At 37.6% G+C, this 11790-nt stretch carries 11 protein-coding genes and 1 riboswitch; of the genes, 9 read left to right on the top strand and 2 right to left on the bottom strand.

From position 1 onward, the window contains the following. Positions 1 to 104: 104 nt before the first annotated feature. Together AC1DPQ_RS06945 and AC1DPQ_RS06940 are read left to right on the top strand one after the other, a co-directional pair. Positions 105 to 827 (top strand): RluA family pseudouridine synthase, encoded by a 723-nt coding sequence (locus AC1DPQ_RS06945; RefSeq protein WP_029274339.1) that lies wholly within the window; start codon positions 105 to 107, stop codon positions 825 to 827. 226 nt (positions 828 to 1053) lie between these two features. Next, on the top strand, positions 1054 to 2550 hold the full coding sequence (locus tag AC1DPQ_RS06940; protein WP_477608529.1) for a chloride channel protein: 1497 nt from the start codon (positions 1054 to 1056) through the stop codon (positions 2548 to 2550). A 78-nt stretch (positions 2551 to 2628) separates the two neighbouring features. Here AC1DPQ_RS06940 and AC1DPQ_RS06935 read toward each other — a convergent pair whose 3' ends face one another. Together AC1DPQ_RS06935 and AC1DPQ_RS06930 are read right to left on the bottom strand one after the other, a co-directional pair. Further along, positions 2629 to 4032, bottom strand: coding sequence for a sigma-54-dependent transcriptional regulator (locus AC1DPQ_RS06935; protein ID WP_477608527.1), 1404 nt, complete (start codon positions 4030 to 4032; stop codon positions 2629 to 2631). A 107-nt stretch (positions 4033 to 4139) separates the two neighbouring features. Beyond that, entirely contained in the window at positions 4140 to 5387 is a 1248-nt protein-coding gene (locus AC1DPQ_RS06930) for a serine hydrolase (RefSeq protein WP_477608526.1), read from the bottom strand. 84 nt (positions 5388 to 5471) lie between these two features. Then, a riboswitch (cobalamin riboswitch) is annotated at positions 5472 to 5666 on the top strand. 97 nt (positions 5667 to 5763) lie between these two features. Between AC1DPQ_RS06930 and AC1DPQ_RS06925 the strand changes: the two genes are divergently transcribed. The 7 genes from AC1DPQ_RS06925 to AC1DPQ_RS06895 form a co-directional block, all read left to right on the top strand. Further along, the gene (locus AC1DPQ_RS06925; protein WP_477608524.1) at positions 5764 to 7632 is read left to right on the top strand and encodes a TonB-dependent receptor plug domain-containing protein; all 1869 of its coding nucleotides are present in this window, start codon (positions 5764 to 5766) and stop codon (positions 7630 to 7632) included. A 39-nt stretch (positions 7633 to 7671) separates the two neighbouring features. Continuing rightward, on the top strand, positions 7672 to 8259 hold the full coding sequence (locus tag AC1DPQ_RS06920; protein WP_477582831.1) for a DUF6580 family putative transport protein: 588 nt from the start codon (positions 7672 to 7674) through the stop codon (positions 8257 to 8259). A gap of 125 nt (positions 8260 to 8384) precedes the next feature. Continuing rightward, positions 8385 to 9326: an ABC transporter substrate-binding protein gene (locus AC1DPQ_RS06915; protein ID WP_477582833.1), complete on the top strand. Its 942-nt coding sequence runs from the start codon at positions 8385 to 8387 to the stop codon at positions 9324 to 9326. Between the two features lie 26 nt (positions 9327 to 9352). Continuing rightward, the gene (locus tag AC1DPQ_RS06910; RefSeq protein WP_477582835.1) at positions 9353 to 10039 is read left to right on the top strand and encodes an SIR2 family NAD-dependent protein deacylase; all 687 of its coding nucleotides are present in this window, start codon (positions 9353 to 9355) and stop codon (positions 10037 to 10039) included. After that, positions 10029 to 10754 (top strand): Dph6-related ATP pyrophosphatase, encoded by a 726-nt coding sequence (locus tag AC1DPQ_RS06905; protein WP_477608523.1) that lies wholly within the window; start codon positions 10029 to 10031, stop codon positions 10752 to 10754. Before AC1DPQ_RS06910 ends, AC1DPQ_RS06905 begins: the two co-directional genes overlap by 11 nt. Positions 10755 to 10885: 131 nt before the next feature. Beyond that, the gene (locus tag AC1DPQ_RS06900) at positions 10886 to 11380 is read left to right on the top strand and encodes a YMGG-like glycine zipper-containing protein (protein ID WP_440821821.1); all 495 of its coding nucleotides are present in this window, start codon (positions 10886 to 10888) and stop codon (positions 11378 to 11380) included. A gap of 92 nt (positions 11381 to 11472) precedes the next feature. Next, positions 11473 to 11790, top strand: a 318-nt coding sequence (locus tag AC1DPQ_RS06895) for a Dabb family protein (protein WP_477608522.1), incomplete at its 3' end; no start/stop codon positions are given.

The following is an 11790-nucleotide window of genomic DNA, read 5'->3' as shown; positions in this document are numbered from 1 at the left end:
TCTTACTTCCTCCATATCTGTATTTATCCTTTTTTATCTGCGGTTAATATCTTAACCAATAAAAATAAAATCGTATTTTTGCGCTTCATTAATTACAGCACAGTTTGAAGTTTCCAAATTTTAAAGACCTTATTCTTTTCGAAGACAACGATTTTATTGTTATCAATAAACCTCCATTTTTAGCCTCGCTCGATGAACGTGGTGGATCTGGAGAAACCAATGTGTTACGCCTGGCCAAACAGTATAGCGATGATGCACAGGTTTGTCACCGTTTGGATAAAGAAACTTCTGGCGCTTTAATTATCGCCAAAAATCCTGAAGGTTACCGTCATGCTTCTATGCAGTTCGAAAGAAGAAAGGTGAATAAAACCTATCATGCGGTAGTAGATGGGCATGTCATTTTCGATCAGTTAACCGTTGATCTTCCGATTTTGAACGATGGCAATAAAAATGTAACCATTGATAGGGCAGAAGGTAAAAGAGCAGAAACCATTTTCGATTCGTTAAAATACTACAAACATTATACACTGGTTGAATGCAARCCAATAACTGGTCGTATGCACCAGATCCGTATTCACTTAGCAACACAAAGGGCAGCCATTGTTGGCGATGATATGTACAAAGGGAAACCTGTTTTTCTTTCGTCAATTAAGAGAGGTTATAAATTAACCAAAGGCGAAGAGGAGCAACCCATTATGAAACGTTTCGCATTACATGCCAGGCACCTGGTTTTTAAAGGATTAGATGACAAAGATATTGTGATCGATGCACCATACCCAAAAGATTTCGCAACCTTAATTAAGTTATTGGATAAATTTGATGCATAAAGGAAGCCTTTAAATTGGCTTCTCTTGTTGTTTTTGTTACTTTTGGGCATTCGCCCTCTATTAAAAAACAATAGGATGTATATCAGATTTGTAAATTACCTTGATCAGGTTAATCAGTACCGAAAATCTAAAATATCAAACCGTAATTTCTTAATTATCCTCGCTGTAATTGTTGGGGTTTTAGCAGGATTAGCCGCCGCCGCTCTAAAGAGCCGGTTTAACCCCATTGCTTTATGCCATTTCGAAAAAATCGAGCAAGGTAGAAGCACACAATATTTATTCGCAGATTATTACCGCAGCCGTTACGGTAGGTTTTGGTGGTTCAACAGGTTTGGAAGCGCCAATTGTTACCAGTGGATCGGCAATAGGCTCAAACCTTGGCCGTTTACTTGGCTTATCTTATCGCGAAATTACCATGCTAGTGGCCTGTGGCGCAGCAGCAGGTATTGCAGGAGCATTTAATAGCCCAGTAGCTGGGATTGTATTTGCTATCGAAATTTTATTACCAGAGTTTACCATCCCTGCGTTTATCCCACTTTTATTATCGGCTGCAACAGCTGCAGTAGTAGCAAGATTATTCTATACACAGCAACTTTTCTTTTTGGTTACAGAAGGATGGAAGGTGAATGCATTGTTTTATTATGTGATACTGGCTTGTTTTATAGGCTTATTCTCCATTTATTTTACAAAAGCCAATTATGCCGTAAAAGGCTTATTCTATAAAATAAAACATCCTTATACCAAAGTTATTGTGGGTGGTTTAATGCTTGGAGTTTTGGTTTTTCTATTCCCAACACTTTACGGCGAAGGTTATATCACAATAAAGGGACTGTTAAAAGGCGATTACCAAACAGTGATCAATAATAGTATTTTCTCCGATTACAATACCATTCCGGCTTTAGTGGTGTTGTTTACAGTAGTAACTATTTTCATGAAGTCGATAGCGACTTTGGTTACCTTGGGCGCTGGTGGTAACGGCGGAACGTTTGCGCCCAGTTTAATTATGGGCGGTTTAATCGGGTTTATCTTTGCCTATGTGGTAAATCTATCTGGTTTGGCGCAATTAAATGTTTCGAACTTTATTGTTGCAGGTATGGCAGCTGCTTTGGGCTCGATTATGCATGCTCCCTTAACTGGCATCTTCCTGATTGCCGAAATTACGGGTGGATATATCTTAATGGTACCACTAATGATTACCACTGCCATTTCTTATGCCATTAACCGCAGCGCTCAAAAACATTCTATTTATACAAAAGCATTAGCGGATAAAGGAGAACTGTTATCGCATGATGATAAGGATACGACTGTTTTAAATCAGATGAAACTAAAGTATTTGATCGAGAAAACCTATCCTCGATTAAACATGAATGATCAGATTTCGATTAAGATGAATGAGATCATGCAATCGCGTAAAAATATATGTGCTGTTACAGATGAACTGGGCGATTTTAAGGGCATCATTTACATAGAAGAGCTATTTAACGAAATGATTAATCACCCTGATAAGGAAAATTTGCTAGCTTCTTATTTGGTACAACCTGCACCGAACGCCGTCACCGAAAATGATGATCTGAAAATGGTATTAGAGAAGATGGAGCAAGATAATGTATGGATTTTACCCGTATTAACTGCGCAGAACCAATATTTAGGTTTCGTTTCTAAAACAGCAATCTTTAATAAATACAGGGCATTGCTGATGAGGCAGAATGATTATATGGGGTAGTTGTGGCTCATAAATAGAGGAGAAATATCATTAAACGAAAGAAGTCAAGTTTTTAAAACTTGACTTCTTATTATGATCTTACTCAGCTCTTTTTAAGCCAAACTTTTCAATTTTGCTGTACAAATGACTTCTTTGGATATCAATCTCATCCGCCGTTTTTGATACGTTCCAGTTGTTTTTTTCCAATTTGAATTTGATAAATTCGCGCTCTGCATGATCTTTATAATCCTGAAAATTATTGAACGAATCGAAAGAAAAAGCAAGGCTTGAACCGCCAGCACCTGCAATCTGTGCACTGGTTGCAGCACCAATGTTTGTACCACCGCCTGGATTAGCGAATGCACGTACATCATTTTCGGTAATTACCTTATCGCTCAAAATAATTAAACGCTCAATCATGTTATGTAGCTCACGCACGTTACCTGTCCACGGTAAGGCCTTTAAAGCAGCCATACCAGTATCATTTATTTTCTTAACCGGCATCCCATAATCACTGCATATATTCTCTAAAAAGTTTTGTGCAATAACCGGAATATCATCTGTACGCTCCGTTAAATGTGGAACATGGATATTGATTACATTTAACCGGTGGTATAAATCCATACGGAAGTTACCATCTTCGATTTCTTTCATTAAATCTTTATTGGTTGCCGCTAAAACACGAACATTTACTTCAATTTCCTTTTCGCCACCTACACGCGAAATTTTATGCTCTTGTAAGGCACGTAAAACTTTTGCCTGGGCAGAAAGGCTCATATCGCCAATCTCATCCAAAAATAGCGTACCACCATTAGCCAGTTCAAATTTACCAATACGTTGTTTAACAGCAGAGGTAAATGAACCTTTCTCGTGGCCAAACAATTCACTTTCAATCAGTTCTGATGGAATAGCGGCGCAGTTCACCTCAATTAGAGGGCTATCGGCACGGTTCGATTTTTCATGTAACCAACGGGCTACCAATTCTTTACCACTACCATTTGCACCCGTAATTAATACACGGGCCTCGGTCGGAGCCACACGTTCTATGGTTTCTTTAATTTTAGAAATACTTTCCGATTCGCCTAAAATCTCTCGGGTTTTACTTGCTTTACGTTTTAAAACCTTGGTTTCGGTAACTAAATTTCCACGGTCTAAACCATTACGAACCGTAATTAATAACCTGTTTAAGTCAGGTGGTTTCGAAATAAAATCAAAAGCTCCTTTTTTACTGGCTTCAATGGCAGTTTCAACTGTTCCATGACCAGATATCATAATGAATGGCAAATCGGGTTTGATGATCTGTGCCTGTTCCAGCACTTCCATACCATCCATCTTATTCATCTTGATATCGCAAAGTACCAGGTCGAAATTTCCTTTTTTGATCATTTCGAGGCCATCAATACCGTTATCGATATCTTCAACATCGTAATTTTCGTACTCCAGAATTTCGCGTAAGGTACTCCTTATCGCACGCTCATCATCAATTATTAATAGTTTAGCCATTAGAGATGTATCCTTTAATTTTGAAATGCGAATATATTATTTTTTAATTAAYGTATAGTTTTTTATACAATTAATACGCAATAAACCTTAAAAGATGAGAAAGGTTTTTAATAAGTGTAATCCATCTTAAACTTATTTAAATCGGGCTTTTGTTTTTTAGCTCTTTTTAGTTCCAATTCGTAAATGGTTCTGCCCAGATTTTTCATAAAAGGAAAACAAACTGTTTCGTATTCGTATTTATTATCGTTAAATATGCCATCCTCATTACTATGAACAACAGCGGTTAGGAAATATTCAATTCCATTTTTAAAATCAACGAAATATGAGTTATCAATGATGTAGCCATAGCTATCGCCATATTTATTGAAGATGCGGATATTTGGATCAGGAGTTACCTGTTCCCGTCCATAGTATAACATTTTTGCATAGGTAGTCCAAAATTCTTTCGGATCGTATTTAGGAAAATTACTTTCGGTTGGATATTTACTCATATAAGTATAAATGAGCTTATAATCTTCTTTAGTAAGGTTAAACCGTTCTTTAAGCGGAAAAGCATCAGGAAAAATCAATTTCTGCATCAGTTTCTGTTGATCGTTAATGGCGAAAGCGTTTTTCCCCGCTAAACTGAAAGGTTTGTTTACCAGCTTGTTGGTACTATCCATGTATCCGGTACCCATTACCAAATTGCTTAATTTTAATTCATATTCTTTTGAATCGTACCGGGCAGCCTGATCATACACCAATTGTTCGCCATTGTAAAATTTGATGGGATTGGTATGTTTAGCTGATTCTCCTGCATCGCCAATGGCCAGGCGATTTAAAATGCGGCTATCGTATAATCCGTTAGCTTTCAGTTTTTCATTAATTTCGGCACGACCAATAAACTCGAATAAACGGTTAAAAGCATCATTATCACTGGTAAGCAAAATCTTTTTAACGTAATGCTCTATTGATGGAAGTCCATTTTTAGCACTTGTATCTGTTAAAACCTTCGTTTGTCCTTTATAGGCGCTATCGGTAATCATGGTACTCTTAGCCGTTAAGCCTGTATTTTTTAAGCGGTTTACTTTTTCCAAGGCAAAAATTACAGCGGCTAGTTTAACCGTACTGGCAGGATAAAAATAATGGTGTGGGTCTAAATTGTAGCTAAAGGTTTTAAAAGTGGGTTTATTCTTCGCACCACGGTTAATCTGGGTATAGAGAATCTGGATCTGGTTTTGATCAGGATKATGAAGTACAGCGGAAAAAAGCTCAGGCTTAGACTCCATCAGTTTCTTCAAAAAAACAGTATCGGTTTTTTGCGCCATAACAGATAGGCTTATTAATGAAAATGTAACAATTAATATTCTTCTCATGGGTAAAAATTTGATTCCTAATTTAGCTTTTTCTATTAAAACCACCATTTTCCATCATGCATTTTACATGTTGCTTAATTTTGTTACTTTTGCAGCGCTTTTGGTTTCCGGCATTACACCCGGAATTAAAAGGGAATACAGTGTAAATCTGTAACTGTCCCGCAGCTGTAAGCTCTATAACGGATTTCCAATCAATCTGCCACTGTTCCGACTTGTCGGGATGGGAAGGCCGGAAACCCGGGAGTAAGTCAGAAGACCTGCCTTCAGCATTTAATTTCATAGCTTTCGGGGATTGAAGCTAGGATTGAGATACTTAACGTTTTTCGTATTTTCATTTCCTTTTCTATCTGTTGGCTGTGGGCAAAACCACAATCAAATGAACAAAAAAAGAATGCTAACTGTAGCCAGTTTAGGGCTAGCACAGTTAATGATTAGCCAGGTGGCTAATGCTCAAACACAAGACAGTTTGCAGCTCAAAGATGTTGTAATTTCTGCAACAAAAAATGACCAGAAACAATCACAGACAGGTAAAGTGGTTACGATCATCAGTCGTGAAGTATTGGAGCGCAGTAACGGAAAATCATTGCCAGAACTTATTAGCGAGCAGGCAGGGATTATTGTAGCAGGTTCAAGCAGCAATCCGGGATTAAACAAATCGGTATTTTTTAGAGGTGCAGGAAGTGCTTATGCCGTGGTTTTAATCGATGGTATTGTGCAAAACGATCCATCAGGAAACGGAGGTGCATTCGATTTAAGATTGATTTCTATCGATCAGATCGATCATATCGAAATTTTAAGAGGCGGTCAGTCTACCATTTATGGTTCTGATGCCGTTGCAGGAGTAATCAATATCATCACTAAAAAAGGTGGCCCAAAAGGCAATACCATTTATGGTGTGGCCAGTGCAGGCAGTTACGAAACTTACAAAGGAACCATTGGTTTAAACGGTGGTGTTGAAGGTTTTTCGTATAATATTAACTATACCCACGCCAAAACCGATGGAATTTCAGAAGCAGCAACACCAGTGGGAAGTACAGCTGTATTTGATAAAGACGGCTTTAAAACTGATGCCTTAAATGCGAATTTCGGAATCAAACTGGATAAGCATTTCTCTGTAAATCCATTTGTACGCTACTATTATGGCAATTACAAGTTTGATGGTGGCGCTTTTACCGATGCAAACAATTATTCTATCCTGAAAAACTTTGCTGCAGGTACCAATGCCAAATACGAATTTGCAACTGGTAAAGTAACGTTAAACTATAGTTTCGAAAGTACCAGAAACGATGCGCATAGCCAGTACCCAAGCATTAACGAAGGAAGGGTATCACTATTGGATTTATTCTACAACCAAAAATTGGGTAACAAACTCGATTTATTGGTGGGTATCGATAACCGTGTGATGAAATTATCATCAGCAACAAATAAACCGGAAACCAACATTTTTGCCGCTTACGGATCATTATTCTTACACGATTTAAGTGTGTTTAACCTTGAAGTAGGCGGACGTTACAATAAACACGAACAATATGGCGAAAACTATACCTACTCAATTACCCCAAGCATCAATGTCATTAAAGAGATAAAATTATTTGGAACGGTTTCAACAGCATTTAAAGTTCCTACCTTAAACATGCTTTTTGGTCAGTTTGGTGCTAATTTGGATTTAAAGCCGGAAAAATCGAAGAATTACGAAGCTGGCGTTAATTTTAGCTTTGCTGGCGACAAATTTAGCTTACGTTTAGCAGGTTACAAACGCGATTTAACTGACGCCATTATTTATGCTTACCCTAACGGATACATTAACCAGGTAAGTCAGAAAACCAAAGGTTTCGAAGTTGAACCAGCAGTTAAATTCAGTGTGTTTAACATTAATGGCTATTACGCTTATGTAGAAGGCAATGAGTTCAACTTTGTTGATAATGCCGTTGCTAACTATCTTTTCCGCAGACCAAAACATACATTTGGCATTACTGCAGGTGCACAGGCAACAAGCAATTTATATGTGAGTGCAAATTACCGTTATTTCGGCAAACGTACCGATGGTAATTTTAACACGTATACAGTCGACAATCTACCTGCTTATAAATTGTTAAATGCTTATGCCGAATATGCATTGGCAAAGAAACGTGTAAAGATATTTTTTGATGCAAAAAATATTCTGAACGAAAAATACAGCGAAATTATTGGTTACAATAGTTTGGGCTTCAACTTTAATACAGGTGTAAGTTTTAATATCCGCTAATAAAAATTTAACTTTGTTTAAATATTAACCAGAAATAGCATGTCTCATTTAAAATTTAATCCACGCACTTTAATTTTGTTGTTAATGATATTGGCAATAACGGCTTTACGTTTGCTGGTAACATTCAACTCAGATGAATTAAAGTTTGCTAATTTTTCATCAATAGGAGCAGTAGCCTTATTTGGAGGAGCATATTTTAAAGATCATCTTAAAGCATTCGCTTTTCCGCTATTGAGTTTGTTTTTAAGCGATTTAGTACTTTATACAACCATCTATAAACAGTATGTAGATTTGTTTTTAGTTCAAGAACTTTGGACATACCTTGCAATTGCATTAATGGTTTTAGCGGGTCGTTTCTTATTAAAGAAGGTAAATATTGCCAGCTTATTCCTATCTACAATCGTAATTGTATTCATCCATTGGATTGTAAGTGATATCGGTTCATGGTATAAAAACCCATTGTATACGCAAAACTTAAATGGTTTTATAGATTGCTTAATTAAAGCCATTCCATTCGAGATCAGATTCTTAGAAGGAACAATAATCTATGGTGCTTTGCTTTTTGGCGCTTTTGAAATCTTAAAAGCAAAATACCCAGTATTAAAACTGCAAACACAAGAGCTGTAGAAAGATCCATTGTTTGGCATAACACCAATAAAGTAAAAACAAGATAGAAATCCTCTTTTGATTCGATTCAAAAGAGGATTTTTTTTAACTTAGAATATCAATTCCATTTTACCTTTTACATCCTAATGAAAGTTGTTTCCTTTTTACCTGCTGCCACTAAAATGATTTACGATATGGGCCTGCAAGAATACCTGCATGGCGTAACATTCGAATGCCCTAAAGAGGCTGCAGATCAACCAAAAGTTGTACGTTGCATATTAGAAGGCAAAAACTATTCGAGTATCGAAATAGACCGGATCTTTTCGGCATCAAAAGCGCAAGGCAAAAGTTTGTATTGGGTAGATGATGCACTGTTGGAAAGCATCGCACCCGATGTGGTTTTCACACAAGATATATGCGAGGTGTGCAACATCGATACTGTTTGTACCGAAACAGCCGTAATGAAGCTTAGCAAACAGCCAACGCTGGTACCTTTATCGCCAAATAACTTACAGGATGTTTTCGATTGCGCCATTACCATTGCCAGGGCTTTAGGAAAGGAAGAGGTAGCGTTAAACTATCTGGCAGGCCTGCAAAAGAAAACGGATCATATTTTAGATCAGCTTAGGGCAAACCGTGCACCGTTAAAAAGGATTATGCTAATGGAATGGATCGAACCGATATACAATTGCGGACACTGGATTCCTTTTCAGATTGCAGCAGCCGGTGGCGTTGATATGTTGTCCAATCCTGGTGGCGACTCTATTGTAACCCAGTGGGATAAAATCCTGAAATATAACCCAGAGGTTTTGATTATCGCACCATGTGGCTTTGATATGAAACGAAGCATGGAAGAAATGGAGCTGTTAACGTCAAAATCAGGCTGGATCGATCTTGAGGCAGTAAAAAACAATCAGGTTTATATTGCTGATTTTGATATGTTCACCCAACCTAGCGTAGGTACGCTGGTTGAAGGTATAGAAGCTTTAGCCTGCATGTTCCACCCGGAGATATTTAAGGCAGACGAAAACATAGCCAAAAAATTCATCAGCCACAGCCGGTCTGTGAAATCACTAAAATCAGTGTAATCATTTAATCTGTGTAATCATAATTTATGAAATTAGTTGTTTTAACAGGAGCAGGGATCAGTGCCGAAAGTGGGTTAAAAACATTTAGGGATTCTGATGGATTATGGGAGGGCTATAATGTTTATGATGTAGCTACCCCCGAGGCCTGGGAGAGAAACCCCGAATTGGTACAAGAATTTTATAATGAAAGGAGAAGACAGGTTTTAGCCGCAAAACCCAATTTGGCTCACCAGGTGCTTGCTGAGCTGGAAAAAGACTTCGACGTTGAAATTATTACCCAAAACATTGATGATTTACATGAAAGAGCAGGTTCTACCAAAGTTACCCATCTTCATGGCGTTATTACCAAGTCTCAATCAGATAGAAAAGCTGATTTAACTTATCCAATCGTTGGTTCAGAAATCAAAATGGGCGAGCTTTGCGAGTTGGGTTCTCAACTTCGGCCGCATGTAGTCTGGTTTGGTGAAGCTGTACCCATGATAGAGGTAGCCGCTAAACTTTGCAAACAGGCAGACTTGTTTGTACTGATCGGAACTTCATTGGCCGTTTATCCGGCGGCAGGTTTAATCGATTTTGTGCCTTCCTTTGTCGACAAATACATTATCGATCCAAGAACACCCGATGTAAAACGTTATAAAAACGTGATCAACATTGAGAAAAACGCTGTAGAAGGCATTACAGAATTAAAAGAAATATTAGTCAATGCCAGATAAAAAGCTTTGCATTTTTAATTGGAGCGGTGGTAAAGACAGTACATTGGCCTTACACTATGTCTTACAAGATCCTACTATCGAAATCCGTTACCTGATTACAACAGTTACCGAAAAATATAACCGTGTTTCGATGCATGGCGTTAGAGAAGCTTTACTGATTAAACAGGCCGAAAGCATTGGTATTCCACTGTATCAGATCCGTTTGGGCGAAATGCCAGATATGGAAACCTACGACAGTACCATGAAGCATCATCTTTCTAAATTTAAGGAGGAGGGTATTACCCATTCTATTTTTGGTGATATCTTTTTAGCGGACTTACGTAATTATCGTGAAAATAAATTAGCAGAAATTGGGCTTAAGGCTATTTTTCCGCTTTGGAAAAAAGATACAAAACATTTAATTGAAGAATTCCTAAACCTGAACTATAAAACCATCATTGTTTGCACACAGCAAAATCTCGAAAATTTTTGTGGAAAAGTAATCAGCCTTGATTTAATCAAGCAATTTCCTGCAGATATTGATCCATGTGGCGAAAACGGAGAGTTTCATACCTTTGCTTTTGAAGGACCAATTTTCAAGAACAAAATCACTTTCACCATCGGAGAGAAGGTATTCAGGACTTATAACGCACCAAGTAAAACAACTGCTAATGAGGATTCTCCTTGTTCAACAACAGCACTTTCTGGTTTCTGGTATATAGATTTATTGGAATAATTTTTCTTTTCAAAACATTTTGGCATCATTTTTTCTTTAGTATGGGTAATTAACTAAATCACACATCCCATTGAAACCTGTTTAGTGAGGTTAGGTAACTAAACAAGCGTCATATTAAAAAATTAAGAGTTATGAAAAAGATATTGGTAGTAATCGCATTAAGTTCTTCAGTTTTATTTGCTTGTAATAATAAGGCAAAAGAAGAAGCAGCATTAAAACAACAACAGGCCGAAAAACAATTGGCAATTAAAGCAGTTAAAGATAGTTTAAGGTTAGATAGCTTTAAAAAAGCCGAAGTGGCCAAAGTAGAACAGGAAAAAGAAGCTAAACACCAGGCAGAATTAGCTGCTGCAAGAAGAGCAAGCTCATCTAGATCTTATGCAAGCTCAGGTGGTGGTTCTAGCAGTGCTTACGGAGGTACACAACCAACAGCTAAGAAAAAAGGCTGGAGCGATGCAGCTAAAGGTGCTGTTATTGGTGGTGCAGCCGGAGCGGTTGGTGGTGCTTTAATCGATAAGAAAAAAGGCAGAGGTGCCATTATTGGTGGATTAGTTGGAGCTGGTGGCGGTTACTTAATCGGTAGAGGTGAAGACAGAAAATCTGGCCGTGTGCAGCCTAAAAACTAAAAAAAGGTTTTTAAAGATAAAAAAGTCCCGATGTAAATCGGGACTTTTTTTGTGTCAAAAAAAATGATTTATATATTAGCAAAAAAAGAACCATGATAGAAACCCAAACCGCAGATAAAGGACAGATCCAACACTTCGTAATGTTCTGGTTAAAACCTCAACTAACCAAAACCGAGATCACAGATTTCGCTAACTTCTTTGAAAGTTTAAAACCTATAAAATACATTAAAACGTTAAGTTATGGCTTAGCAGCAGGTACACCTGTACGCCCTGTTACCGATAACTCTTTTACTTATTCGCTAACCATTACCTTTGCAAACATTGCAGACCATAATGCTTACCAGGAAGATAAAGTGCATTTAGATGCTGTAGAAAAATTCTCTAATAACTGGTACAGGGTAGTGGTACAC

Source organism: Pedobacter sp. 01T416_2 (assembly GCF_056398925.1).
The sequence above is the reverse complement of the archived record's forward strand: the minus strand, read 5'-3'. Positions and strand labels throughout refer to the sequence as shown.